General features: G+C 58.1%; 26 protein-coding genes, 2 tRNA genes and 1 pseudogene. 6 read left to right on the forward strand and 23 right to left on the reverse strand.

Annotated elements, in window-relative coordinates; genetic code table 11:
- Window positions 1–356 precede the first annotated feature (356 nt).
- From AXF15_RS04575 to AXF15_RS14175, 3 genes are all read right to left on the reverse strand, one after another.
- Window positions 357–432: transfer RNA gene (locus AXF15_RS04575), tRNA-Ala, on the reverse strand.
- Window positions 433–609: 177 nt separating this feature from the next.
- Entirely contained in the window at window positions 610–984 is a 375-nt protein-coding gene (locus tag AXF15_RS04580; protein ID WP_066603905.1) for a sirohydrochlorin chelatase, read from the reverse strand.
- Window positions 985–1,032: 48 nt separating this feature from the next.
- A complete protein-coding gene (locus AXF15_RS14175) occupies window positions 1,033–1,194 on the reverse strand; it encodes a hypothetical protein (protein ID WP_154666844.1) in 162 nt (53 codons plus the stop codon).
- Window positions 1,195–1,455: 261 nt separating this feature from the next.
- Here AXF15_RS14175 and AXF15_RS04585 point away from each other — a divergent pair, with 261 nt between their 5' ends.
- From AXF15_RS04585 to AXF15_RS04595, 3 genes are all read left to right on the forward strand, one after another.
- Window positions 1,456–1,974, forward strand: a complete 519-nt coding sequence (locus AXF15_RS04585; protein WP_066603907.1) for a Spy/CpxP family protein refolding chaperone — start codon at window positions 1,456–1,458, stop codon at window positions 1,972–1,974.
- A gap of 80 nt (window positions 1,975–2,054) precedes the next feature.
- Window positions 2,055–3,767 carry a two-component system sensor histidine kinase NtrB gene (locus AXF15_RS04590; RefSeq protein WP_066603910.1) on the forward strand — a complete coding sequence of 571 codons (1,713 nt, stop codon included), beginning with the start codon at window positions 2,055–2,057 and terminating at the stop codon, window positions 3,765–3,767.
- Window positions 3,742–5,097: a sigma-54-dependent transcriptional regulator gene (locus AXF15_RS04595; protein WP_066603913.1), complete on the forward strand. Its 1,356-nt coding sequence runs from the start codon at window positions 3,742–3,744 to the stop codon at window positions 5,095–5,097. The genes AXF15_RS04590 and AXF15_RS04595 overlap by 26 nt, the downstream gene beginning before the upstream one ends.
- A gap of 119 nt (window positions 5,098–5,216) precedes the next feature.
- Here the strand turns inward: AXF15_RS04595 and AXF15_RS14825 are convergent, their stop codons facing one another.
- The 13 genes and pseudogenes from AXF15_RS14825 to AXF15_RS04665 all read right to left on the reverse strand — a co-directional run bounded on the left by AXF15_RS14825 (window position 5,217) and on the right by AXF15_RS04665 (window position 15,019).
- Complete coding sequence (locus AXF15_RS14825) at window positions 5,217–5,612, reverse strand: hypothetical protein (protein ID WP_236884829.1); 396 nt, start codon at window positions 5,610–5,612, stop codon at window positions 5,217–5,219.
- Between the two features lie 280 nt (window positions 5,613–5,892).
- Window positions 5,893–6,360: a PTS sugar transporter subunit IIB gene (locus AXF15_RS04610; RefSeq protein ID WP_066603927.1), complete on the reverse strand. Its 468-nt coding sequence runs from the start codon at window positions 6,358–6,360 to the stop codon at window positions 5,893–5,895.
- Window positions 6,361–6,363: 3 nt separating this feature from the next.
- Window positions 6,364–6,771 carry a PTS sugar transporter subunit IIA gene (locus tag AXF15_RS04615; RefSeq protein ID WP_066603930.1) on the reverse strand — a complete coding sequence of 136 codons (408 nt, stop codon included), beginning with the start codon at window positions 6,769–6,771 and terminating at the stop codon, window positions 6,364–6,366.
- A gap of 11 nt (window positions 6,772–6,782) precedes the next feature.
- A complete protein-coding gene (gene rapZ, locus AXF15_RS04620) occupies window positions 6,783–7,667 on the reverse strand; it encodes an RNase adapter RapZ (protein WP_066603938.1) in 885 nt (294 codons plus the stop codon).
- Between the two features lie 12 nt (window positions 7,668–7,679).
- The gene (locus tag AXF15_RS04625; protein WP_066603940.1) at window positions 7,680–8,129 is read right to left on the reverse strand and encodes a PTS sugar transporter subunit IIA; all 450 of its coding nucleotides are present in this window, start codon (window positions 8,127–8,129) and stop codon (window positions 7,680–7,682) included.
- A gap of 3 nt (window positions 8,130–8,132) precedes the next feature.
- On the reverse strand, window positions 8,133–8,672 hold the full coding sequence (hpf, locus tag AXF15_RS04630; protein ID WP_066603942.1) for a ribosome hibernation-promoting factor, HPF/YfiA family: 540 nt from the start codon (window positions 8,670–8,672) through the stop codon (window positions 8,133–8,135).
- Between the two features lie 60 nt (window positions 8,673–8,732).
- The gene (gene rpoN, locus AXF15_RS04635; protein WP_066603945.1) at window positions 8,733–10,163 is read right to left on the reverse strand and encodes an RNA polymerase factor sigma-54; all 1,431 of its coding nucleotides are present in this window, start codon (window positions 10,161–10,163) and stop codon (window positions 8,733–8,735) included.
- A 113-nt stretch (window positions 10,164–10,276) separates the two neighbouring features.
- The gene (lptB, locus tag AXF15_RS04640; protein ID WP_066603948.1) at window positions 10,277–10,999 is read right to left on the reverse strand and encodes an LPS export ABC transporter ATP-binding protein; all 723 of its coding nucleotides are present in this window, start codon (window positions 10,997–10,999) and stop codon (window positions 10,277–10,279) included.
- Window positions 10,996–11,511: an LptA/OstA family protein gene (locus AXF15_RS04645; RefSeq protein WP_066603949.1), complete on the reverse strand. Its 516-nt coding sequence runs from the start codon at window positions 11,509–11,511 to the stop codon at window positions 10,996–10,998. The genes lptB and AXF15_RS04645 overlap by 4 nt, the downstream gene beginning before the upstream one ends.
- Window positions 11,512–11,526: 15 nt before the next feature.
- Window positions 11,527–12,060, reverse strand: a complete 534-nt coding sequence (lptC, locus tag AXF15_RS04650; RefSeq protein WP_169793596.1) for an LPS export ABC transporter periplasmic protein LptC — start codon at window positions 12,058–12,060, stop codon at window positions 11,527–11,529.
- Window positions 12,057–12,581 carry a KdsC family phosphatase gene (locus AXF15_RS04655; protein ID WP_066603954.1) on the reverse strand — a complete coding sequence of 175 codons (525 nt, stop codon included), beginning with the start codon at window positions 12,579–12,581 and terminating at the stop codon, window positions 12,057–12,059. The genes lptC and AXF15_RS04655 overlap by 4 nt, the downstream gene beginning before the upstream one ends.
- Complete coding sequence (gene kdsA, locus AXF15_RS04660) at window positions 12,571–13,371, reverse strand: 3-deoxy-8-phosphooctulonate synthase (protein WP_066603959.1); 801 nt, start codon at window positions 13,369–13,371, stop codon at window positions 12,571–12,573. The genes AXF15_RS04655 and kdsA overlap by 11 nt, the downstream gene beginning before the upstream one ends.
- Window positions 13,368–15,019, reverse strand: a pseudogene (locus AXF15_RS04665) (CTP synthase). Before AXF15_RS04665 ends, kdsA begins: the two are co-directional and overlap by 4 nt.
- Window positions 15,020–15,250: 231 nt before the next feature.
- Here AXF15_RS04665 and AXF15_RS04670 point away from each other — a divergent pair.
- From AXF15_RS04670 to AXF15_RS04680, 3 genes are all read left to right on the forward strand, one after another.
- Window positions 15,251–16,060, forward strand: coding sequence for a phosphoribosylformylglycinamidine synthase subunit PurQ (locus AXF15_RS04670; RefSeq protein WP_066603962.1), 810 nt, complete (start codon window positions 15,251–15,253; stop codon window positions 16,058–16,060).
- 93 nt (window positions 16,061–16,153) lie between these two features.
- Window positions 16,154–16,618: a tRNA adenosine(34) deaminase TadA gene (gene tadA, locus AXF15_RS04675; RefSeq protein ID WP_083518086.1), complete on the forward strand. Its 465-nt coding sequence runs from the start codon at window positions 16,154–16,156 to the stop codon at window positions 16,616–16,618.
- A tRNA-Ser gene (locus AXF15_RS04680) sits at window positions 16,609–16,704 on the forward strand. Before tadA ends, AXF15_RS04680 begins: the two co-directional genes overlap by 10 nt.
- Before the next feature lie 170 nt (window positions 16,705–16,874).
- Here AXF15_RS04680 and folE2 read toward each other — a convergent pair.
- From folE2 to AXF15_RS04715, 7 genes are all read right to left on the reverse strand, one after another.
- Window positions 16,875–17,681: a GTP cyclohydrolase FolE2 gene (folE2, locus tag AXF15_RS04685; protein WP_066608674.1), complete on the reverse strand. Its 807-nt coding sequence runs from the start codon at window positions 17,679–17,681 to the stop codon at window positions 16,875–16,877.
- Window positions 17,682–17,788: 107 nt separating this feature from the next.
- Window positions 17,789–18,664 carry a 3-methyl-2-oxobutanoate hydroxymethyltransferase gene (gene panB, locus AXF15_RS04690; protein ID WP_066603968.1) on the reverse strand — a complete coding sequence of 292 codons (876 nt, stop codon included), beginning with the start codon at window positions 18,662–18,664 and terminating at the stop codon, window positions 17,789–17,791.
- Between the two features lie 58 nt (window positions 18,665–18,722).
- Complete coding sequence (locus AXF15_RS04695; protein WP_066603971.1) at window positions 18,723–19,592, reverse strand: ABC transporter ATP-binding protein; 870 nt, start codon at window positions 19,590–19,592, stop codon at window positions 18,723–18,725.
- A gap of 29 nt (window positions 19,593–19,621) precedes the next feature.
- Window positions 19,622–20,413, reverse strand: a complete 792-nt coding sequence (locus AXF15_RS04700; RefSeq protein WP_066603972.1) for an ABC transporter permease — start codon at window positions 20,411–20,413, stop codon at window positions 19,622–19,624.
- 11 nt (window positions 20,414–20,424) lie between these two features.
- Complete coding sequence (locus tag AXF15_RS13975; protein WP_066603978.1) at window positions 20,425–21,252, reverse strand: ABC transporter ATP-binding protein; 828 nt, start codon at window positions 21,250–21,252, stop codon at window positions 20,425–20,427.
- Between the two features lie 3 nt (window positions 21,253–21,255).
- Window positions 21,256–22,122, reverse strand: coding sequence for an ABC transporter permease (locus tag AXF15_RS13980; protein ID WP_169793597.1), 867 nt, complete (start codon window positions 22,120–22,122; stop codon window positions 21,256–21,258).
- Window positions 22,123–22,200: 78 nt separating this feature from the next.
- Complete coding sequence (locus AXF15_RS04715) at window positions 22,201–23,310, reverse strand: ABC transporter substrate-binding protein (protein ID WP_066603981.1); 1,110 nt, start codon at window positions 23,308–23,310, stop codon at window positions 22,201–22,203.
- Between the last annotated feature and the right edge of the window lie 108 nt (window positions 23,311–23,418).

Below are 23,418 nucleotides of genomic sequence, written 5' to 3' on the forward strand. Positions count from 1 at the left end.
GCCTTTCAGATCTTGCGAGACATTTAAAGTCCAGCTGTTTCAGGCTGTTACCTGGATTGGACCAGCAAGTTGTTTGCCCATGCAGGCCGATTCCATAAATCGGCACCAGAAGAGTGAGCGAATACATGCCCCATTATTTCGCACAATCCGGCCAGCTTTTTCAAGGAAGTCTTTTGAAGCCTCGTTCCCAGCGGGATGTCGGCGCGGCCTGTTACGCTAAAAATATCTTTTGGCTCAAGCTGCACATCTTTTTTCCATCTCATAGCTATAGAGATGCGGAGGCATTCTCTCTTCAGGCGGGACCAAACCAAAAGAAAACGGGTCACCCTTTTCAGGATAACCCGTTGGTTTCTTTGTGGTGGAGCTGATCAGGATCGAACTGACTACCTCTTGAATGCCATTCAAGCGCTCTCCCAGGTGAGCTACAGCCCCGCTTCAGAAAAAAATATTTGACCTAAGTTTTTGGAGTTGTCAATCGCAAAATTGCTTTTTGGGTTGCAATCAGTGGCCGCCCGTCTCCGACTTTCCCTCCAGCATTATCGCCGCCTATGAGGCAAGGGCCTCGTTCTCGTGTCCCCATCGGAGTCACATCGATAGCGGAAAATGTGGTCATAGCGTGATAGCGTCCTGAAGACGCTCCAGAACCAGCCGTTCCATGGCCGGATCGTTCTCCAGGGTCGGCTGCAGCACAAAGTCCAGATGTGGGTATCGCCTTTCGAGTTCGGCCAGCAGGGCGGGGATGTCTTTTTCGATGTGCACGCCATTATAAAGAAAATAGGGCATGATTACGATACGGCCGCACCCATGGCTCTCTAGAATCTGGACCTGGGTGGGTAAATCCGGCTGCCCCAAGGAAAAAAAAGCGGGCACGACTACCACTTGGGGCAGGCTCCCGGCCACCCGACGGACCATTTCCTCAAACTGCCGCGCAGCTTCTCTGCGTCGGCTGCCATGCCCCAGAACGATCATGCCTGTTTTTTTCATGCCCACCCACAAAAAAGCCGCCCACCTGCAGGCGGGCGGCTGATGTTTTTAGTGCTTGTGATCCTCGTGTACCGGAGTTTCTCCGTCGTGGGAATGCTCCTTTTCGTGATCATGGGGATGACTGTGGATCATATCCCCATGCCTGTGTTCATGGTCATGACTGACCACTGTGGCCTTCTTGCCTCTCATGCATCCACAACCTTTGCACATATCTCCTCCTGTGTTCATTTCGGGGTAGCTGCTTCAACTGTACCGAAAGTTAATCCTTCCTGCCGTGAAGGCAAGGGATACATATGATTTGCACATATTGAAAGAAATGTGCAAAAATAAGCGCAAAAGGTAAGAATGCCTCAAGGCCAAGAAAATGTAATATCCTAATATAGCAGGATTTCCGGTTTTGGCACAGGCCGTGCTAAATGTTTTGTGAACCAGCGAAACCAACCTTCCTCCAGGAAAACAGACAGGAGCATCATGAAAATCAGAATTCTTCTCTTCACCATGCTGGCCTTGGCCGTGGCCGCAGGCGCCTATGCGCACCGAGGCGGAGGCTGCCCCGGTCAAAGAGGCCACGCCGCCAAAGATTGCTCTTCACCAAAAGAATGCCTTGATCAGGCCCGCTGTGGGGGGCAAAATGGACACGGCGGCCATTACCAGGGCTTCATGGCTGACCTGACTCCGGAACAGCAGGAAAAAGTACGTAAAGCCACCGACAAGCATCACGAAGAACTCTTTGCGCTTCAGAAAGAACTGAAGAACAAGGAGCAGGCTCTGGACTCTCTCTTTGCCGCGACTCCGGCGGATAAAGCCGCTGTGCAGAAGCTTGTCAAGGAGATCAACATGCTGCAGTCCAAGAAGACGGAATTGAACGCCGCTTACAGACTGGAATTGACAGAAATTACGGGCAAACCGCTCCCCTCGGCTTCCTACGGAAGCGGTTGCTCGGAAGGCAGAGGACACAGGCCTTGCCCCCAGGGCGGCCCCACAACCTGATCAGTTTCTCAACTTCTCTCCCTCCCTTGTACCTGGCAAAGGCCGCATCCCCTGCGGCCTTTGCCTTTTAGAGGATATTCGTGAAGATCGTCCTGCCATCCGGAAGCAGCCGCACCATTGCTATCGCCACGCTGGCCGTCCTTGTCCTCGGCCTGGCCCTCAGTTTCTCCACTTGGCGCAATCTGCGCCAACAGCAGGAATCCTACCGGGAGCATGCTCTGGAAAACGCCCACAGCATCGCGGCGGGGATCGAAATCAATCTGCGGCGGGAGCTTCGTCTGCCGTCCATGATCGATCCTTCGGGCACGGCGGCCCTGCTGCATCGTACACTGGCCCGAGATTTCCTGCGGGAGTACATCAGGCGCACGGATGCGCGGTTCATCGGCCTGTATAATCCGCTGGGGCATATTCTCCTGTCTTCGCACAGCGATCCGAAGTCATTGCAGGAACAGCTGCCGACCATTGCCTGGGAACGCATGAACGCGGGCGAGTGGAGCGGAGAAATGAATTTCGAGGGGCAGCCCATCATGGTGCTGGGACGCATCAGCCATCTGGCCATGAACATTCTGTGTCATGACGGCAACTGTCCGCCGGACGCCCAGCAGCCTCTTTTACTCGTGGGTGTGGACATGACCCGGCACCTGAAAGGTTTCGAGAAATACCGGCATACAGCCATCTTGCAGACCGGATATATTCTGGCCGTGACCATTCTGTTCTGGGTACTGCTCATGGCCGTCCTGCGGCGCGCGGAGCAGGGCCGCCGCCTGCAACGTCTGGAATCTTTCAACGCCCGCCTTCTGGACAACATGCCCGATGCGCTGCTGACCTTGTCCGCCGATGGAGTCATCATGGCCGCCAATCCGGCGGCACTGACTCTGATGGGGAACCAGGAGGTGGTGGGACAGGGCTTTGCCCATGCTTTTGAAGCCCTGGGTATGGCGGCTCCATGCTGCCCCGAACAGGGCTGGAGCACGCTTCGCGCCGGGGGCAGGCATCTGGAGGTCCTGCAGCTGGCCCTCAAGGATGGCTCCGGACAGATTCTGGTTCTTATCCGCGACCGCACGGAACTGGCCAGTCTGGAGCGGGAGCTGCACCGTAACGAAAAGCTGGCCGCCATTGGCCGCATGGCTGCCGGTGTGGCCCATGAAATCCGCAATCCTCTTTCGGCTCTGCGCGGCTTCGCCCAGTTTTTTTCGAAAAAACTGGCTGGCCGCGAGCCCGAAGAGCTTTACGCCCGGACCATGGTTCAGGAAGCGGACCGCCTGAACCGGGTCATCACGGATTTACTTTTTCTGGCCCGGCCCCGCCAGCTGGATTTTGTCCAGGCCGCTCTTGAGGATGTCTTCGAGGAGACAAAAAACTTGCTGTCCATGGATTTGCAGGCCAGAAACTGCATTTTGGAGTATGACGTACGTGCTGGTACTGTTTTCGCGGATCGGGACGCCCTGAAGCAGGCTCTCATCAATCTGGTCATGAACAGTGTTTTCGCCATGCCGGAAGACGGCGGAAAAATTGTTCTGCGCAGTCTGCCCGGGCATGCGGGCGTATGTCTCCAGGTGGAAGACAGCGGCCGGGGCATGAGCACTGAAGAACGCGAGCACGCTCTGGAGCCCTTCTTCACCACCAGAAACCAGGGCACGGGCCTGGGTCTCGCCATTGTACACGCCATCATGCAGGAGCATGGTGGGACCATTTCCATCGAAACCAGTCCCGGAAACGGCACCACCGTATCCCTTCTTTTTCCGCAACCCCATGAGGAACCCGAAGATGCCCCATACTGTTCTGGTCATTGACGACGAACCAGCCCATCGCCTCATGGTCCGGGTTGTCCTCGGCGACGCCGGTTTCAGGGTACTGGAGGCCGACAACGGCGCCACCGGGCTGAACATTTTGCGCATCAAATCCGTGGATGTGGTGCTGCTGGACATGCGCATGCCCGGCATGAGCGGACTTGAGGTGTTGCAGCGGCTGCGCGAGGGCGGGACCTTTCCGCCGGTGATCATGCTCACGGCCTTCGGCAATGTGGGCAGCGCCGTGGAGGCCATGAAGACCGGGGCCTTCGACTACCTGAGTAAACCCGCGGACAACGACGAACTGCTGGCCGTGGTGCAGAAAGCCGCCGAACACGCCAGTCTGAGGCGGGAGAACAGAGAGCTTAAAAAGCAGATCGGCCGGATGCGCGAAACGCGGATCATTGGCGACAGCCCGGATATGCGCGCCGTTGTGGAGCTCATCGAACAGGTGGGGCCAAGCGAGGCCAATGTGCTGATCCTGGGCGAATCCGGCACGGGCAAGGAACTGGTGGCGCAGATGCTGCACGAGCACAGTCACCGTAAAAACGGTCCGCTGGTCAAGGTCAATTGTGCGGCCCTTCCTGAAAACCTGCTGGAAAGCGAGCTCTTCGGCTACGTCAAGGGAGCCTTTACCGGCGCGGCCCAGGACAAGCCCGGCCGTTTCCAGCTGGCCGAGGGCGGAACGCTTTTTCTGGATGAAATAGGCGAGTTGCCCCTGACTCTTCAGGCTAAAATCCTGCGGGCCCTGCAGGAGCGTGTGGTGGAGCCTCTGGGCGGCATAGCACCCGTCAGCGTGGATGTGCGTTTCATCGCAGCCACCAATCGTCGGCTGCCGGACATGATCGAAAAGGGAACCTTCCGGGAAGATCTCTATTACCGGCTGAATGTTCTGGAGATACGTATCCCGCCTCTGCGGGAGCGGCTGGAGGACATCCCCTTGCTGGCAGACTATCTGCTGCGCAAGCTCGGGCAGAAAAACAGCAAGCCCCTGCGCTCCGTCAGCCGCGAATTTCTGGACGCCCTGATGCGGCACGAGTGGAAGGGCAATGTGCGCGAGCTGGAAAACGTGCTGGAGCGTTCCCTCATTCTGTGCCGTGACGACATCCTCGACGTGCGGGACCTGCCGGATCACCTGCGGGCTCCGGCCGAATCGGCTGCGTCTTCATCGTCTGCCCTTAAGGAGAGCCCTCTGGAAACGGCGGAACGAAACGCTCTGGAAGATACCTTGCGCAAATGCGGCGGCCACCGGGAGCGCACGGCCAAGGCTCTGGGCATCAGCCGCCGCACCCTGCAATACCGTCTCAAAAAATACGGCCTGACCACCAGATAGCGCTACTTCCCGGCCATTCGGGGCATGCGGTCAGGCTGCCCCTTCATCCCCTTCTATTCTTTCCGTTTGCAGAGATCGGGGAAAGATACGTCTAAATATATGATATGAGGATGGGCTGACTATATCCCCATCAGTATCCCGAGAAGCAGCGCCAGTCCCGCCGTAATCTGCGCCTTATGGATACGCAGAGACAATATTGCTCCGGTACAGGCGGCGGCCCACAGAAAGGGCCAGGTGGGCTGGAAGCCTGCCCCGAGCCAGAAGCCCACCGTTTTGAGTATCAGAAGCGGCGGCAGAACACACAGCAGAAAAAGTCCGGAATACAGCAGAAAAAGTTCTGCGAGAGCCCGGCGGGTCAATGTCTGCGGTGTCATGGAATGGACCGGGTGACGGCGGTTCCATGAAATGACCGCATTGTAACTCAGGTTCTGGCGTTTCCGGTAGAGTTGCTCCAGCCATGCACCAAAATAAGCCAGAGGGAGGGAGCAGACGATAGCCAGAGTGATGATGCGCATGTCCGCTTCCGGCAGGCATGCCGCGATGGTCAGCACGATGCTCAGGGCCAGAAGACTTTGCGGCGGGATGAATGTCCCGGCGGGGAACAGATCCAGCCAAAGCAGCTCGAAGAAGATTCCGGCGCCCAGAGCTGGCTGGATTTGCCAGGTGAAAAGAGCCCACAGGGCGGCCGCGAAAAGGGGGCGGTGTACGAAGCCCAGATCAAAGGCGAAGCGGGTCAGGGAAAGGAGGGCAAAAAAAAACCGCTGCCCGACAAAACGAGAATATCGTGTGTTGTAATCATAGAGCCGTCACCTTGGGCGTGGCGGTAGGCACACAGCGGAAATCGATCTCCACGCCCTGATTCGTGAAGTATTGCAGACAGTTCCTGTCATCCTGGCTGAGCGCGATATGCTCGCAGATCTGCTCCTTGCCCGGCCCGTAATGCAGATTGCCGAGGTTCAGCACCTGAAATACCGCTCCGGCCAGGTACGCGGCCCTGGCGTCGGCACAGTCGGCGAACAGGACCAGTACATGCTCGTCGGGAGAAGAAATCCGGGTGCGGCGCAACGTATCGGCCGTATCGGAAACCGGACAGCACAGAAACGTGATGTCGCTCGGCACCGCCAGACTCATGATTTCCCGGCGCAGTTCGTCTCCGGCCAGTTCGTTGTTGGCGACCATCAGGATTCTGGCCCGGAGATAGGGCAGCCAGGCGGCGATGACCTGTCCATGCACCAGACGGTTGTCAATGCGGAACCATTCCATGGCCTAGCTCTCCACTTTGCGGGAAAGCACTTCTCCGGCCACCACGATACCCTGAATGCCCGCATTTTTGGCTTCCAGGGCCAGTTGGGCGAGATCCTGCTCGCGCATGCCCAGAATCCGGAGCAGCATGGGCAGGTTCACGCCCGTCAGCACATCGACTTTTCCCTCCTGCAACAGGGACAGGCTGATATTCGACGGCGTGCCTCCGAACATGTCCGTCAGGATGATCACTCCGTTTCCGGAATCCATCTTTTTCACGGTGCTCTTCAGTTGTCCCAGAACACCGCCCACATCCACCGCGCCTTCCACGGCCACATGCGCACACTGTTCCTGAGGACCCAGGATGGTCTGGGCCGCTTCGAGCAGATATTTACCGAACTGTCCGTGGGTCACCACAATCACGCCGACCATTATTCCTCCTGTCACCCCAGGCTGAAATGACGATGTTCCACTGTCACCGCATAGTCCCGGCTGCGCAGATGGGCGAGAACAGCCTCCGTCACGGCTACGGAGCGGTGGCGGCCGCCCGTGCAGCCGAAGGCCATGGTCAGCCGGTATCGCCCCTCGGACGAGTACAGCGGCAGAGTGAAATCCAGAAACTCCAGGAGCCGCCGCAGGTATTCCCGCCCCGGCTCCTGATCCAGCACAAATTGCGCGATGGGTTCGTCCTTACCGGACATGGGGCGCAGTGCTTCGTCAAAATAGGGATTGGGCAGAAAGCGCAGATCCATGACCATGTCCGCTTCGGCCGGAACGCCGTATTTGAAGCCGAAGGAAATGAGATGCACGCGCATGCCCTGATTGCGGGAGGTCAGGTTGCGCCATTTCTTCTGGATCACCCGGCGCAGATCGTGGATGGAATGATCCGATGTGTCCACCACCAGATCGGCCTGAGCGCGAATGGGACGCAGGATTTCCCGCTCCCTGCCGAGGGCCGTTTCCAATCCTGACACGTCGGCCAGGGGGTGCGGGCGGCGGGTGGTCGCGTAGCGGCGCAGCAGGGTCTGGTCCGAAGCGTCCAGAAAAATCAGGGCCGGGTGGACGGAGAATTTTTCCATGTCCTTCAGCGCTTCCCGCCATTGCCCGGCGAAGTCGGCCTGGCGCAGGTCCATGCCCAGGGCAAGGCCGGAATATTCCTTGGCCATGGACTGCAGAAAAAATTCCACAAGAGCCGGGGCCATGCGCACCGGCAGCCCGTCCACGCAGAAAAAGCCCATGTCCTCGAAGACATCCAGAGCCGTGCTTTTCCCGGAGCCGGACATGCCGGACACGATGACCACGTTTTTTTGTTCAGGCACGGACAGCATGACGTTTCTCCGCTACACGGTCTGCAGCAGTTCCCACAGGCCTCCTTCGTCCGGAGCGGCAAGGAAGGCTTGGCGGAAGGCTTCTTCCTTGAGGCGGCGGGAGATGGCGGCCAGAAGCTTCAGATGCAGGCCGGCCACATTGGCCGGGGCCAGAACCATGAAAAATATGAACGCGGGTTCGCGGTCCAGACTGGCGAAGTCCACGCCGCTTCGGCTGCGGCCCACCACGACAAACACTTCCTCCAGACAGCCCATCTTGCCGTGAGGAATGGCAATGCCGTCCCCGATGCCGGTAGTGCCGAGTGTCTCCCTGTCCATCAGGACCCCGGCCGCGCGTTCGAGGTCGAGGCCGGGAGCCCTGTGCACCAGCGGGGAAACGAGTTCGGCCAGAACCTCTGATTTGGTCCTGGCCGAAAGGTCGGAGATGATCAGATCCCTGTGCAGATAATCCGCAAGCTTCATTCCCTATACCCCGGGGTCGATAAGGCCGAAACCGCCGCCCTTGCGCCGGTAGATGACGTTGACCCGCTCATTTTCCGCATTCAGGAACACCAGAAATTCGTCATCCGTGTTTTCCAGCTGCATGGCGGCTTCTTCCTCCACCATGGGTTTGGGCGAGTAGCGGTCCATTCGCTGAATATCGGGTCTGGCCCGGTCGCCCCGGTCCTCGTCGAAGCCGGCGGCATCCATGCGTGCGGAATCGGTGCCCCTGCGTCTGGACTTGTCCTTGTCGCGGATTTTGCGCATCTGGGCTTCGAGCTTGTCCCAGACCATGTCCACAGTGGAGTACATGTCCCCGCTGTCTTCCCGGGCGGAAATATGCACGTTCCTGCCCGTCAGCACCACGTCGGCGATGTGCCGGAATTTTTCCACTTCGAGGTTGACCTGCAACTCGGCGTTTTCGGTTCCGGTCATGAATTTACCCAGCTTGCCGAAGCGGTCCCTGGCGTATTTCCGAAGGTGGTCGGATGGATCGAAGTTCTTGAAATTGAAGGTAATTTCCATAAGAACTCTCCTGCTGAGTCGGGGATATCCCTCGCGTCCGGACTCCACGGGCGAAAGGGTTTAAAAAATCTGTCTGCGCTTGGAGGACGATTCGATGCCAAGTACCGCCCGGTATTTGGCCACGGTCCGCCGGGCAATGTTCACATCCAGCTTTTCTTTCAATACGGCCGCGATCTTTTCGTCGCTGTAAGGCTTTCTGGGATTTTCCTCGCTGACCATCTTCTTGATGACGGCCCGGATGGATTCCGAGCCGACCTGGGTGCCGTCATCCATTTCCAGAGCGGAGTTGAAGAAGAATTTCAACTCGAAAATGCCGTGGGGGGTGGCTACATATTTGTTGGTCGTGATCCGGCTCACGGTGGATTCGTGCACCTCGATATCGTCGGCGACATCCTTCAGAATAAGCGGCTTGAGTCTGGTCACTCCATGCTCGAAAAAATCGAGCTGGAAGCGGATGATGCTTTCAACCACCTTGTACAGGGTTTTCTGCCTCTGGTGCAAGCTCTTCATCAGCCACATGGCCGAACGCATCTTGTCGTGCAGATATTCCCGCTCCGCCCCCTTGGCCGTCAGGTTCATGTCCTCCATGTAGTAGGGACTGAGCTGAAGGCGGGGCAGGCCGTCGTCATTCATGACAATGACGAAATCATTTTCGTATTCGTACACAAAAACGTCGGGGCTGACATAGACCGTGCTTTCGCTGCCGTAACTGGCCCCCGGCAGGGGATCCAGAGACTGGATGATGTCCAGATAGACTTTCAGATCCTCCAGCTGGATTCGAAATTTACGCAGCAGGGGTTTGTAGCGGCGTTTTTCAATATCTTCCAGATGGTCGCCCACCAGAGAGAGTAAGATAGGATCATCATGTTCCTGTACGTCCAGCTGCACCAGCAGACATTCTCTGGGGGAACGCGCGGCCACTCCCACGGGATCGAAACGCTGAATGTGATACAGGACGGCTTCCACCTGGGCCGGAGAAAATCCGTTTTCGGCGGCAATCTCCTCGGCAGAGGCCTCCAGGTAGCCCTGAGAGTCCAGGTTGCCGATGATGGCTTCGCCAATGGCCTTTTCTTCCTCGGTGATATTGGACAGCCGAAGCTGCCACAGGAGGTGTCCTTCCAGAGACGGTTTGCCCGCGAGCCGGGCCTCGTAGGAGGTCATTTCCTCGAGAGCTTCCGTCTCCTTGAACTGCGCCTGTTTGGCGGTGCTGGAAAAATCGCCCAGATAGTTTTCCCAGTCCGCGTTGTGGACAAGGTCCGCTTCTTCAAAAGTGAACTCCCGTGGATCGTCGCCTGCCGAATCCGGAATTTCCGCCTCTTCGGAGATCTCCCTGGGAGCCTCTTCGAGCATGGGGTTTTCCAGCATTTCCTGCTGTACGGCTTCCAGCAGTTCAAAACGCGACAGTTGCAGCAGTTTGATGGCCTGCTGCAACTGGGGCGTCATGACCAGCTGCTGGGTCAGCTTGAGATTCTGACGGAGTTCAAGACCCATATTCGTACATTTTCACCTTACCGTGCATAGCCGGTTTACATGAAATTATCCTCAATGAATCTGCCACAGAACGCGGGCTCTGGCAATCTTCGGGAATTTTGGAAAAGACTTTTTCACAGGGAAAAGCCCTCGCCCAGGTACACTTTGCGCGCTCTGGAATCGTCCACAATCTCTCTTGGGGTTCCGGACAGAATGATCTGGCCGTCGTAGACCAGATAGGCCCGGTCGCAGATCTGCAGGGTTTCCCGAACATTGTGGTCGGAAATGAGCACGCCGATGCCCCGTTCCCGCAGTCCCTGGATGATGAGCTGGATATCGTCCACGGCCAGAGGGTCTATGCCGGCGAAAGGTTCATCCAGCAAAATGAACTTGGGATTCTGGATAAGGGCCCGGGCGATCTCCAGCCTTCGCCGTTCTCCTCCCGAGAGATAGGCCGCCGGCTGATTCTCTAGCCTGGTGATGCCCAGTTCCTCCAGCAATCTGTCCGCGGCTCGCTTCTGATCGGCTGGGGACAGGCCGGAGTATTCCAGAATGATCTGCAGGTTCTGGCGTACGGTCAGCTTGCGGAAAATGGAGCTTTCCTGAGGCAGATAGCTCATGCCCTGGCGGGCGCGTCTGTGCAGGGGCCAGCGGGTGATGTCCAGTCCGTCCAGCACGACCTGTCCACGCGTAGGTCGTATGATCCCGGCCAGCATGTAGAAGGTGGTTGTTTTTCCCGCACCGTTGGGGCCAAGAAGGCCCAGTACCTCACCCTGGCGGACCTCAAGCCGGATGTCGCGGACCACATCCCGGGTTCCGTAACGCTTGGCCAGATCCAGTCCGGTCAGGCAACTCACCGCTTGCCCCCGGGCTTGTTGTCGGGGGTGATGAAAATAGCTTCCACCCGTTTTTTCCCCCCGATGACCTCGCTGCGGTTCTCCTCGATGTAGAGCTTGATCACTTCGCCCTGGATGGTGTTCGGTCCTTCCCGCAGCACGGGATCGCCCTCCAGAGTCAGCAGATCGGATTTGGCTTCGTAGGTGGCCTTGCCGCAGGTGCCAGACCTGTCCCTGTCGGCCTTGATGCGCACATTGCCTTGGGCCACGATCCTTTTGATGGAGGATTGCTGGTCCATGACGGGCTGCTTGTTTGCGGGGGGCGACGATGCGGATTTTTCCAGCAGTACCGTCAGCGTGTCGGACCAGAGTTCAATGTCTTCACGGATGACATGTACCGCCCCGGAAAAGACCACCTGATCGTTCTTCTGGGAATACCGCATGGAGTCAGAAGTGATCTTGACCGGCACGGACCGGGCGGCCAGGGCCGGGCAGGAAAGGCCGACAAACAGAAGCAGAAGGAAAATGCGCATAGACCATCCGTTTTTTCAGTTCAGAAGCATCCGGACATTGCCTGTGGCCAGAATTTCATCGGATTCCAGAAAATAAGTCATGGCGTCGGACCGGACCTGCATGTTCCGCCCGGCCAGGTCCACGCCGCCGGCCATGGCCAGCTTCCGTTCCGCGCCGAGATAATCCAGCGTTTCCGCGTGCATCAGGTATTCGCCGCGCGTGGCATTTACGCCGTCCCACATCCGGGCCCTGTCTTCCTTTTGCCAGACCTGCCCCTTTGGAGCCGCGACCTGTACGGGAATGTCCTCGTCTTCGCCCCAGTAGGTGATCACGGGGGCGTTCAGGCTCAGTTCCTTTCCGGCATCGGCGTAGTCGGCTCCGGCGGCACGGAGGCTCCAGAGCTTTCTGCCGTCCCTGCCCTGGCTCAGCTCCACTCCTTCCAGACTCAGTTCCACGTCCAGCTTTCCGGCGGCGTCCGGACTCGGGCGTTCGGGCCATACATATTTGCCGAGGATGCCCAGGCCTGCGAGCAGCAGGACGGCGGCCAGCACGGCGGCAAGGCGCTTCACGCCTGGGTCCACTCCCGCCACAGGGATTCCAGTCTGCCCTGGGCCTCCAGAATGAATTCCAGGGCCTCGCGCACAGCCCCCTGCCCGCCGCGAGCCGTCGACGTCCAGGCTGCGAGGCGCAGGATTTCCGGTCTGGCGTTGGCCACGGCCATGGGCAGTCCCACCAGGGACATGGGTGCCGCGTCCACCCAGTCATCGCCGATATAGGCCGCATGTTGAAGGGGAATGCCTGAATTTTCCGAGATCTGGCGCAGGAAGGGAGCCTTGCGATGCTGGCCGGGATAATAATGCCGGATGCCGAGCTCCGCCACCCGGCCGGCCACGGCCGGAGAATCGAGCCCGGTGATGACGGCGAATTCGAGCCCGGCCCGTGCGGCCATCTTGATGCCGAGCCCGTCCTGCACGTTGAAGCGCTTCATCACGCCGCCCGTGGAATCGTAGTACAGGCCGCCGTCCGTCAGCACGCCGTCCACGTCCAGCACCACGAGGCGCACGTTTCTGGCAGCGTGTTCAGCATTCACGGGGCACGCTCCAGATGGACAGAAGTTCTTCGAGCAGGGGGCGGACCTTGTGCAGGGGCCAGGAGTTGGGGCCGTCGCACAGAGCCTTGTCCGGGTCCGGATGCACTTCCAGAAAAACGCCCTGGCAGCCGCAGGCCGCAGCCGCCCTGGACAGATGGGGAACGAACTGGCGCTGGCCGCCCGAAGACAGGCCTTGTCCTCCGGGGAGCTGCACGGAATGGGTGGCGTCGAAGACCACCGGGCAGCCTGTCTCCCGCATGATGGCCAGAGAGCGGAAGTCCACCACCAGGTTGTTGTAGCCGAACATGGAACCGCGCTCCGTCAGCCAGATGTCGTCGAATCCGGCGGAGCGGATTTTGTCCACGGTTCCGCGCATGTCCCACGGGGCCATGAACTGGCCCTTTTTGACATTGACCGTGCGCCCCGTGCGGGCCGCGGCCAGAAGCAGATCCGTCTGGCGGCAGAGAAAGGCGGGAATCTGCAGTACATCGGCCACCTGGGCCACCGTCGCGGCCTGATGCGGTTCATGGATGTCCGTAAGCACGGGCAGGCCGGTGCGGCTTTTGATCTGTGCCAGCCAGTCGAGGCCTTTTTCCAGTCCCGGCCCGCGAAAGCTCGTTCCGGCCGTGCGGTTGGCCTTGTCGTAGGAACTCTTGAAGAAAAGCGGCACGCGCAGGGCGTCGGCAATGGTCTTCAGCTCGCAGGCCACGGTCATGGCCAGGTCCAGGCTTTCCAGAGCGCATGGTCCGGCGATGAAAAAAGGACCAGAATCGGCGGGGCGGCCGGTCATGAGGATTGTCCTGCCTTGTGCTTGTAGGCCACAGCCGCACGGATGAATTCACGGAAAAGCGGATGTGGCCGCATGGGCTTGGAGGTGAACTCCGGATGGAACTGACAGCCCAGAAACCATGGGTGATCCTTTATTTCCACGATTTCCACCAGAGTCCTGTCCGGGGAAAAGCCACTGATGGCCATTCCGGCCTCCTCGAACCGCTGCTGGTAGGCGCTGTTGAACTCGTAGCGATGGCGATGCCGTTCGGACACTTCGGGGGCGGCATAGGCCTCGAAGGCGCGGGTGCCGGGTTCGATGGCGCATGGATAGGCCCCAAGGCGCATGGTGCCGCCCTTTTCACTGCCGGCGTCGCGGCGTTGTACGCACTGCTTGCGGAAATCGAACCATTCTTTCATCAGGTAGATGACCGGATCCGGGGTGGTCAGGTCGAACTCTTCCGAATGGGCCTTGGTCAGCCCCATGACATTCCGGGCGTATTCGATGACGGCGCACTGCATGCCCAGACAGATGCCGAAAAACGGAATCCCGTTTTCGCGGGCGTGGGTGATGGCCGTGATCTTTCCTTCCACTCCGCGGATGCCGAAGCCGCCGGGCACCAGGATGCCGTGGGCCGGAGCCAGCTTTTCGGCCACGTTTTCCGGGGTGATGCCCTCGGAATTGACGTACAGAAAATCGATGCCCGCGTCATTGGCCACGCCGCCGTGGGTCAGGGCCTCGTGCAGGCTTTTGTAGGCTTCCTTCAGATCCACATATTTTCCCACAATGGCAATGGTCACGCTGGTTTTGGGGTGATGCAGGCTGTGGATGAGTTTTTTCCATTCCTGCAGATTCGGATTTTTGGCCGCCAGACGCAGCAGGATGGCGATTTTCTGGTCCACCCCTTCGTCGTACAGGGTCAGGGGCAGTTCGTAGATATGATTGACGTCGATGGCCGTGAACACGGCGTCCTTGTCCACGTTGCAGAATAGGGCGATCTTACCCTTGATTTCCTCGTCCAGCTCCACTTCCGAGCGGCAAAGGATGATATCCGGCTGGATGCCTAGGCTGCGCAGCTCCTTCACCGAATGCTGGGTGGGCTTGGTTTTCACTTCTCCGGCGGTCTTGATGTACGGCACCAGTGTGAGATGGATGTACAGTACATTGTCCTTGCCCAGGTCCGCCCGGAGCTGCCGGATGGCTTCCAGAAAAGGCAGGCCCTCAATGTCCCCCACGGTGCCGCCGATTTCCACCAGAGCCACGTCCAGATCGTCCCCGGCCAGGGACAGGATGGACGATTTGATCTCGTCGGTGATGTGAGGGATGACCTGCACGGTGCCGCCCAGATAGTCCCCCGCCGCTCCTTGGTGATGACCGTGTTGTAGATGCGGCCGGAAGTGTAGTTGTTGCGCTGGCTCAGATGAATGCCCAGATAGCGCTCGTAGTGCCCCAGATCCAGGTCGGTCTCGGCACCGTCGTCCGTGACGTAGACCTCCCCGTGCTGGAACGGATTCATCGTGCCGGGATCAACATTGATATACGGGTCGAGCTTCTGGATGGAAACCCGGAGTCCCCGGGCCTTGAGCAGGGCCGCGATGGACGCGGCCGCCAGTCCTTTTCCCAGCGAAGACAGCACGCCTCCGGTCACGAATATGAATTTGGTATGCATCGCGGTCCCATCCGGCTGAAAGTTTGTCTGCCGTTTGTTGGTAAAACAAATGGGGCTCCTTCCCGGCCGCCCCATCTCGTATACTATGCCGCGAGCATTTCTGGCAACGGATGTGCCGCTTGTCAAGGGATGGCCAAGGACGGCGAGGATTGGAGAATTTTCGGGCTTGCGCCTGCCATGACCGGCCTGTAGTGATTGCCCCGATTGAGAAATGTGGTCGCGGAGGGATTGATGGCGAACGTGAAGACCCTGGTGGTCACCGGCCATGGGACGAATTGCGAGCGGGAATGCGCTTTTGCCGCGGATCAGGCCGGTTCGGACCAGACCGTCATTGCGCATTTTTCCGACCTGACCTCGGACAGAATCTGCCTGGCCGACTACAACTTCCTGATTCTGCCCGGAGGCTTCCTTGACGGCGACGATCTTGGCTCGGCCCAGGCCGCGGCGCTGCGCTGGCGGCATATACGCACCCGCCGGGGTGCTCCGCTGATGGACGAATTGCGCCGCTTTCTGGACGGAGGCGGACTGATTCTGGGCATCTGCAACGGTTTCCAGCTGCTGGTGAAGCTTGGGCTTCTGCCCGCTCTGGGCGGCGCATATTTCACCCGTCAGGTATCCTTGAGCCACAACGACTCCGCCAGATACGAGGACCGCTGGGTCACCTTGAAAATAAATTCCGCTTCGCCCTGCGTGTTCACCAGGGGGCTCGATTATCTGTATGTCCCCGTGCGCCACGGCGAAGGCAAGCTGGTCCCCGGCGATGAGACTATTCTGGACCGCCTGCGGGAGGAAAATCTCATTACCCTGCAATACGTTGACCCGCAGACGAAAGAAGTGACGCAGGCGTATCCGGCCAATCCCAACGGCTCTCCGCTGGGCATTGCGGGGCTGACTGATCCTTCGGGACGGATTCTGGGGCTCATGCCGCACCCGGAAGCGTACACGCATCCGACCAACCATCCCCGGTGGACCAGGGGAGAAACCTCCGTTCTGGGCACGGCCCTGCTTCAGGGCGGAGTGGATTATCTGCGCGGCAGATGAGCGGGGCGCGGGAGCGTTGACAGGGACGGTATGACTTTCTATCAATCGTCTCCGCCTGCCGGGCCGGAAGCGCATCTGACCTGGGAACCGTTCATGCACGAAGCCTTGCGTCTTGCGGATATGGCGGAGCAACGCGGGGATATCCCCGTGGGTGCGGTAGTGGTGGACGCCTTCGGACGCGTTCTGGGCAGGGGAGAAAACCGGACTATCCACGGGACCGACCCCACCGCCCACGCTGAAATCCTGGCTTTGCGCGATGCCTGCGCCAGAGCGGGCAACCACCGTCTGCCGGGCATGGTTCTGGTGGCGACTCTGGAGCCCTGCATCATGTGCGTGGGGGCCGTCATTCAGGCCCGGCTGGCTGGAGTGGTTTACGCCGCCCGGGATCCCAAGGCGGGGTGCCTGGAAAGCTGTCTGGAAGGAGCGTCCCTGCCGTGGAGCAATCATCATTTCTGGATTTTCGGCGGGGTGCTGCGGGATGAATGCAGCGCCAGACTGAGCGGATTTTTTCAGCGGCGCCGTGAGGAAAAACGTCTTTTCAAACATGCGGAGAGGTAGCGAAGTCCGGTCGTAACGCGCCCGACTCGAAATCGGGTTACGGACTCATAATCCGTACGTGGGTTCGAATCCCACCCTCTCCGCCATTTCTTGCCGACAAAGTCCGGAGCGCGTCGAAAACTGCCGCGCTTCGGACTTTTTTGATAGGAAGCGCTTTTTTTCCTTCTCCTTGCCGTCGCGACTTGTCCGCCCTTACCTGCGGTAAGAATCTCGTGACGTAGTTTGTAAATTCATCAGCAGCTCGTATGAGAATATCTTAGCCCTTGATATAAGCGAAAGCGTTATGGGCATGGATGGATTCGTGGCTTTCCACTCTGACATGAAACGAGGAAACAAGCGGATGCACTGTAAGTGAAGCCGCAACACAACGAGCCACATCTTCCACAAAGCAGGGATGCGCGAAGGCGTACTCTGTTACAAATTTTTCATCCGCACGCTTGAGTAGACTATACACAGGTGAAGAACCGGCCTCTTCCGCCAGTTCGATCAAATCTTCTATCCAGATATAGCCGCTCATGCGGGACGAAATATGTATCTCGGCTCGCTGGCTGTGCGCACCTTCATCGCTGATGGCCTTGGAACAGGGGCAGACCGTCATCACAGGCACGGTCACGGCAAGAGTGAAAGGGGCAAAGGAGCTTGTTTCCCGGCTTGTCTCGTCTATTTCACCCGAAAGGGTACAATGGTATGTCATTGTCGTCCGGATGCCCGATACCGGTGTGGTACGGACCAGAAAATAGGGGAAGGAAAAAGCTAGGTAGGCACGGTCTGCTTTGAGGCGTGCACAGGTTTCTCGCATCAGGCGCAGGGCCAGTGGGTAATCAAGTGTCGACGTCTCACCGCCAGATCTACGCAACATTCCCTGCAGGGTCTCCACAAAGCGGCTCATATGGGTACCCTTGGCTTCTGCCGGGAGATCCACGCTAAGGGTAATTTCGGCCACTGTGCACTGGGCTTCAACATAGTCGCGCTGTCTAACCAGAATGGGCATGGTCATGTTGCGAATACCAACGCGATTGATGTGCAGTGGAATGCTAGGGGCTTGGCTCTGCACGTCAGCCAGAGGAGGAAGCTGCTGCTTTTGGCTCTGCAATGGCACGGAAGAGGGGGCGTCCATGGAAAATGTATGGGGCGGCTGCCTCAATGACTGACAACCACCCCATGAAATTATTATTTGTTCCAGTCCATGGCCTTCTTAAATTCTGCAAGCACTTCCGGCTTCATGAAAACTGTATGCTCGGGGCCGGGGTAGGTATGGTTCTGCACATCGTCCATGTATTCCTTGTAGACACGCTCCATGATGGGGATGAGATCTTCGTAGATCTTGGAGTGACGTGGAACGTGCGGTTCATAAAGGTGGAAGAGGTCGGAGCCGATGATATGAACACCGTCGGCCTTGTTGCCCGACCCTAGGCTGATGACTGGTATGGGCAAAGTCTCGGTGAGATATTCACAAACTTCCGAGGTGCAGACCTCGCACATGATGGAGAAGCAGCCCGCATCCACCATGGCCAGGGCGTCGTCGATGAGTTCCTTGGCGCGGTCGACGGTTTTGCCCTGCGCGGTGAAGCCGCCCAGCTGGGGCATGCGCATAGGCGTAATGCCAATGTGTCCCTGCACGGGGATGCCCGCCTTGACGATGGCTTCGATATTCTTGCAATGGTGCTGATTGCCCTCACATTTCATCACTTCGGCATTGGCGCGGTGCACAAACTGGGCAGCGTTGTCCACAGCCTGCTGGGGAGACAGATGGAAGCTCATATAGGGCATGTCCACCATGCGTAGCCCATACTGTGAACCGCGATCCACGGCTTGGGCCATGAGCATGACTTCCTCGAAAGTCACGGCCGTGGTGTTGGGATGGCCAAAAAGCACCATGCCACCCGTATCGGAAACGCACAGGATATCTACGCCAAGCCTGTCGGCCACGCGGGCGTTGGCGTAATCGTAGACGGCCAGCTGGGTAATCTGTTCACCCTTGAGCTTTTTCTGGAACAGTTGGGGAATGGTGACCTTCTTGCGCTTGATAGAGGTGGCTTCAGACATGTCGTTTCTCCTTTGTTGTGCCGCGGCTTCTTGACGAGGCGGGGCGTGGTGTCTGTGGTCAATTGGCCGGGCCATTCTGGGTACTGTCTTCGTTCTGCTGCTGGTGTTCGTAGGCCTCAAGGAAGTCTTGTACGGCCCGACTGCCGCTACTGAAAGCCTTGAGGGCCTCCTCATGGAGGGTCTCAAGCGCTTCGCGTTTGTATTCCTGACAGTTGCGATTGAGCAGCATCTCTTTCTTGCGAGGACGTGGCAGGGCTATGTCCATGATATGCACGATGCGCCCGGGCTGGTTGCTCATGATCAGGATGCGGTCAGCCATAAAAATGGCTTCATCGATTTCGGAGGTGATGAAGAATACCGTACCCTGTCGCTCTTCCAGCAATGAGCAGAAATATTCCTGCATCAGTTCGCGCGTCATGGCGTCCAACCCGCGGAAGGGCTCATCCAAGATCATCACTTGCGGGTTGTTCACCAGCATCCGGGCCAGTTCGCCACGCCGCTGCATACCGCCGGAAAGGTGGGAGGGGTATTTGTGCCCAAACTCTTGCAAGCCCACTTTTTCCAGCATGGCTTCCACCATAGCTCTAATTTCCTGATTGTTACCGGTCTTCTTGGCGCGCGGGCCAAAGGCCACATTGGAGTAGGTCGTCATCCAGGGAAAGAGGGCTGTTTCCTGAAAGACCACCAGCCTGTCTCCGCCGGGCCCTTTGACCTGCCTGCCACCCATCAGGATGCGGCCCGCATCGGGTTCTTCATAGCCTGCCAGCAGATTAACCAGTGTGCTCTTGCCGCAGCCGGAAGGGCCAATCAGTACTGTTATTTTGTGCTCTTCCAGTACGAAGGAGCAATCTTTTAAGGTTTGCTTTTCTGTATAGCCAAATCCATAGTATTTGGTGACGCCCTCAATGACCATTTCGTCTTTTTTCATTTCTCTTGCCACTGAAGTCTTCCTTATTTTTAGAACGTGCGCCGCCAGGGCATACACCAGTCGCCCAGCATACGAATGCAGGAGCTGGAGATGTAGCCCGCTATGCCGATGCTGACCATGCCGATGACGATTTGCGGATAATTGCCACCCACATAGGAGGACCAAGTCAGATAGCCCAGACCCGACCTTCCGGCCAGCATTTCGGCGGCCACCACCACTTCCCAGGTGATGCCCATACCTACGGTCATGCCAGTGAAAATGCTGGGCAAGGTGGCCGGCAAGATGATCTTGCAGAAGATGTCCCAGTTACGTGCGCCCAGCGAGATGGCGGCGCGGCCAAGGCGCACATCTACATTGCGCGCGCCGCCCAGCACATTGATGACCACGGTATAGAAGGCTCCGAGGAAAATGACGAAGGTGATGCTCATCTCCGTGGTCGGCCAGAACAGGATGGAAATAGGGACCCAGGCCAGTGGCGGGATGGGCCGCAGGATTTCGAAGGGAGGGAAGGCCAGACCGAAGATGATGCGGCTGGAAGCCATGGCCAGGCCCAGCGGAATGCCCACCACCTGCGCCAACAGAAAGCCTTTGAGCACACGGGCAAAGCTGCTACCCCAGTCACCCCAGTAGGAGGCGGCGAAGATGAGGTCAAAGAAGACCCCTATGACTTCCGAGGGAGCGGGCAAAGCCTGCAACATGGGTAGTTTGTAGGCCCGGCCAAGCTCCCAAAGCAGACCCGCCAAAATGATGGAGGTGGCTCCGCGTCGGAATTTAGGGCTCTTGATCTGTTCGAGTACGGGTATCTTGCGGTTCTTGCTCATCCGATACCTCCCTAGGCAAGTTCACGTTCGCCACTTTCAAAGGCTTTTCTGGCTTCTTCGTGTACAGCCTCCACTACAAGGTTCTTGAGTTCGAAGTAGCGTTCGGAGGTGCGCACCTTGAAGTCGCGTGGGCGGGGGATATCCACATCGATCATCTGCTTCACCCGGCAGGGGCGCGTGGTCATGATGACCACCTTATTACCCAGGAGGATGGCTTCTTCCAAATCGTGAGTGATGAAAAAGATGGTTTTACAGACCCGGTCATAGACCCGTAGGAGGAATTCGTGCATGATGCCTTTGGTCATGGCGTCCATGGCGCGAAAGGGTTCGTCCAGCAGGAGTACCTTGGGGTCATTCATCAGGGCGCGGGCAATCTCGACCCGTCGTCGCATGCCCGAGGAAAGCGAATCCGGGTAGTTGTTGATTGTGTCTTGCAAGCCTAACTCGTTCAAAAGCTCAAGGGCGCGTTTGCTGGCCGATGCTTCGCTTTCACCCTGTACCACAGGGCCAAACATGGTGTTTTCGAGCACAGTGTACCAAGGGAAGAGTGCGCCGTTTTGAAAAACCACCACGCGGTCGGCTCCAGGCGGGGTAAGCATCTCTGGGCTGCACAGGAGTTTGTCGTCCAAATATATTTCGCCGCCGGTGATGCCGTGAAAACCGGCAATGGCATTGAGTAGCGTGGTTTTGCCGCAGCCCGACGGTCCCACCACCATACAGAATTCACCTGCTTCCAGTTCCAGAGAGCAATCGTCTACGGCACAGATGTTGAGGCCGTCGGGGTCATAGACCTTGCTGGCGTGACGGATGCTGATCTTACCTTCTTTTGCGGTATTCATGCCTTACCTCACCGTCCAGCGCATGAGCTGATTGCCTGCAATACGGATCAGGGCGCTGCAGAAATAGCCGATGAGTCCCAGCGTCATCATGCCGATGACAATGACCGGGTACTGACTGAGAACGTATGAATCCCAGATGAGATAGCCTAGGCCGTATTCGCCGGAGAGCATCTCCGCTGCCACCAGAGAGAACCAAGCCACGCCCATGCTGATTTGTAGACCCGTAAAGATGAAGGGCAAGGCTCCCGGTACCACTACTCGGCGAAAGACATCCCTGGGCTTGGCACCCAAACAGCGGGCCGCGCGGAAATAAGCTTCATCAATGGAGTCAACGCCTAGCAGAGTGTTGAGCACCGTGGCGAAAAATGACGCTAGGCAGGCCAAAAAGATAATAGGGGTTTCGCGTCCAGTGAACATCAGGATGGCCAGCGGAACCCAGGCTAGAGTGGGGATGGGCCGCAGCAGCTCCAACGGGGGAAAAGCGTAATCGCGTATTTTGCGGTTCCAGCCCATGAAGAGTCCCAACGGTACACCAAGGCAGGTGGCGATGGTGAAGGCCGCCAGGATGCGCAGACAGCTCCACATGATGTGCTGATAGAAATGCGAAGTGAAGAGACTCGTGCCGTACACCGGGTCGGTAGAAATGAACTCTGTCCAGCAGATGACGGGACCTGGCAATTTCTCGAAAAGCGGCACTTTGAGATATTCGGTCAGTAGCCACCAAAGCAGCACGACGCCTACAATGCCTGCCGCACCCATGCTCAGGCGGGAGCGCATCTCCCTGTCAGAAAGATTATGTCGGATGATCTCACCCAGGCTGTGTTTCTGCGCTTGCGGGGGGGGACTAGCAGAAATTTTGTTGGTAGGCATCTGGCGTGTACCTCCTGCGCTTGAGGTGCCGGGTGTGGCAGCGGGGCAGGAAACCCCGCCGCCACACGGTGGACGGGACTACTTCTTGGGCCCGTCGTAGATATTTTTGGGGATGATCACTCCCATCGGGGTGGTCACATTCATTTCAGCGGCCACCGCGCGGGCGATGGAATCGTCGATGGCACCTTCGGGAGCTTTCCCCACGTTGATGACCTTGGTTTCGTGCAGGAATGTATAGGTAGAATCCAAGAGCTCATGCACGGGCTTGGTGAAGACAAAGGGCTTGGTATCGCGTTCGGGCGCGCCGCCACATTCGGTGGGAATGGCACCGTACAGCGAGAACCAGCTCATCAACGGGGTGAGGCCGGTGGCCTGCTTGGCAACGATGTTGCCCACTTCTTCCCAGTTGGCCGGATCCATCAGGAAGCGTTGGGCCTCTAGTTCGGCCTTCAGCCAGCCTTTGGCGATTTCGGGATACTGCTTCACAAAATCGGCGCGCATGGCGATGAAGCCCGCATCAGGGGTGTTGTAGTTGTAGCCGGTGGCCACAACGCGGGCGACACCTTCACCGGCTAGGTCGCCGATGCGACTGACGGTAGGCTCCCACAGCACGGCGGCGTCAATCTTCTTGACGCGGAAGTTGGTGGCGATGACTTCCAACGACTGATTCAAAATCTGCTTGGGCTTGATGCCGGTCTTCTGCATGACGGTACGCAGGAAGCGTTCGGCACAGCTACCTTTGGGGGTGGCCACGGTCTTGCCGTCAAGCCACCTTACGGCTTCTTCAGGGCTGGTGAACTTGGGTGCGTCGGGGCGCACCATAATGACGTTGCAGCGCTGTCCGGCAGAAAGACCCAGACTGGCCACCAGCTTGATGGGGGCGATGTTGGTCTTGGTGGTACAGACCACGGCGGGCATGTCACCTAAGTAGCCGATGACCTGCTTGCCGGCTACCATGGAATTCACGATGATAGAACCTTGGAGGGCCCCTTCAAATTGCACTTCGGTGCCCGCAGGCAGGTATTTTTTCCACAGTTCCTTGTCACGGATGACAGCGGCGGAATAAGAAATGGTGTCATAGGGCTGGTAGCCTACCACGATCTTTTCCGCTGCCGAAGCATTGGGAGTTGTCAGCATAGGGGGAAAAACCAGAGCCAGGGCCAAGGTGAGAAGATGAAGCAGTTTCATGCAGACCTCCTCAAAGGTTTGGTGTTGTCATTGCCCCGGGACGGAGCTTTATTACTGTGATACCACTTATGCGCTTTCCGGAAATTTTTAACAGTCGCGGTATCACCC

The organism is Desulfomicrobium orale DSM 12838, assembly GCF_001553625.1.
Lineage (GTDB): Bacteria > Desulfobacterota > Desulfovibrionia > Desulfovibrionales > Desulfomicrobiaceae > Desulfomicrobium > Desulfomicrobium orale.

Coding starts and splice junctions, on each gene's coding strand:
- AXF15_RS04580 (WP_066603905.1), bottom strand. CDS start 984: ATGAAAAAAACAGGCATGATCGTTCTGGGGCATGGCAGCCGACGCAGA.
- AXF15_RS14175 (WP_154666844.1), bottom strand. CDS start 1,194: ATGTGCAAAGGTTGTGGATGCATGAGAGGCAAGAAGGCCACAGTGGTC.
- AXF15_RS04585 (WP_066603907.1), top strand. CDS start 1,456: ATGAAAATCAGAATTCTTCTCTTCACCATGCTGGCCTTGGCCGTGGCC.
- AXF15_RS04595 (WP_066603913.1), top strand. CDS start 3,742: ATGCCCCATACTGTTCTGGTCATTGACGACGAACCAGCCCATCGCCTC.
- AXF15_RS14825 (WP_236884829.1), bottom strand. CDS start 5,612: ATGCGCATCATCACTCTGGCTATCGTCTGCTCCCTCCCTCTGGCTTAT.
- AXF15_RS04610 (WP_066603927.1), bottom strand. CDS start 6,360: ATGGAATGGTTCCGCATTGACAACCGTCTGGTGCATGGACAGGTCATC.
- AXF15_RS04615 (WP_066603930.1), bottom strand. CDS start 6,771: ATGGTCGGCGTGATTGTGGTGACCCACGGACAGTTCGGTAAATATCTG.
- rapZ (WP_066603938.1), bottom strand. CDS start 7,667: ATGCTGTCCGTGCCTGAACAAAAAAACGTGGTCATCGTGTCCGGCATG.
- AXF15_RS04625 (WP_066603940.1), bottom strand. CDS start 8,129: ATGAAGCTTGCGGATTATCTGCACAGGGATCTGATCATCTCCGACCTT.
- hpf (WP_066603942.1), bottom strand. CDS start 8,672: ATGGAAATTACCTTCAATTTCAAGAACTTCGATCCATCCGACCACCTT.
- rpoN (WP_066603945.1), bottom strand. CDS start 10,163: ATGGGTCTTGAACTCCGTCAGAATCTCAAGCTGACCCAGCAGCTGGTC.
- AXF15_RS04645 (WP_066603949.1), bottom strand. CDS start 11,511: ATGCGCATTTTCCTTCTGCTTCTGTTTGTCGGCCTTTCCTGCCCGGCC.
- kdsA (WP_066603959.1), bottom strand. CDS start 13,371: ATGACCGGCCGCCCCGCCGATTCTGGTCCTTTTTTCATCGCCGGACCA.
- AXF15_RS04670 (WP_066603962.1), top strand. CDS start 15,251: ATGGCGAACGTGAAGACCCTGGTGGTCACCGGCCATGGGACGAATTGC.
- tadA (WP_083518086.1), top strand. CDS start 16,154: ATGCACGAAGCCTTGCGTCTTGCGGATATGGCGGAGCAACGCGGGGAT.
- panB (WP_066603968.1), bottom strand. CDS start 18,664: ATGTCTGAAGCCACCTCTATCAAGCGCAAGAAGGTCACCATTCCCCAA.
- AXF15_RS04695 (WP_066603971.1), bottom strand. CDS start 19,592: ATGAAAAAAGACGAAATGGTCATTGAGGGCGTCACCAAATACTATGGA.
- AXF15_RS04700 (WP_066603972.1), bottom strand. CDS start 20,413: ATGAGCAAGAACCGCAAGATACCCGTACTCGAACAGATCAAGAGCCCT.
- AXF15_RS13975 (WP_066603978.1), bottom strand. CDS start 21,252: ATGAATACCGCAAAAGAAGGTAAGATCAGCATCCGTCACGCCAGCAAG.
- AXF15_RS13980 (WP_169793597.1), bottom strand. CDS start 22,122: ATGCCTACCAACAAAATTTCTGCTAGTCCCCCCCCGCAAGCGCAGAAA.
- AXF15_RS04715 (WP_066603981.1), bottom strand. CDS start 23,310: ATGAAACTGCTTCATCTTCTCACCTTGGCCCTGGCTCTGGTTTTTCCC.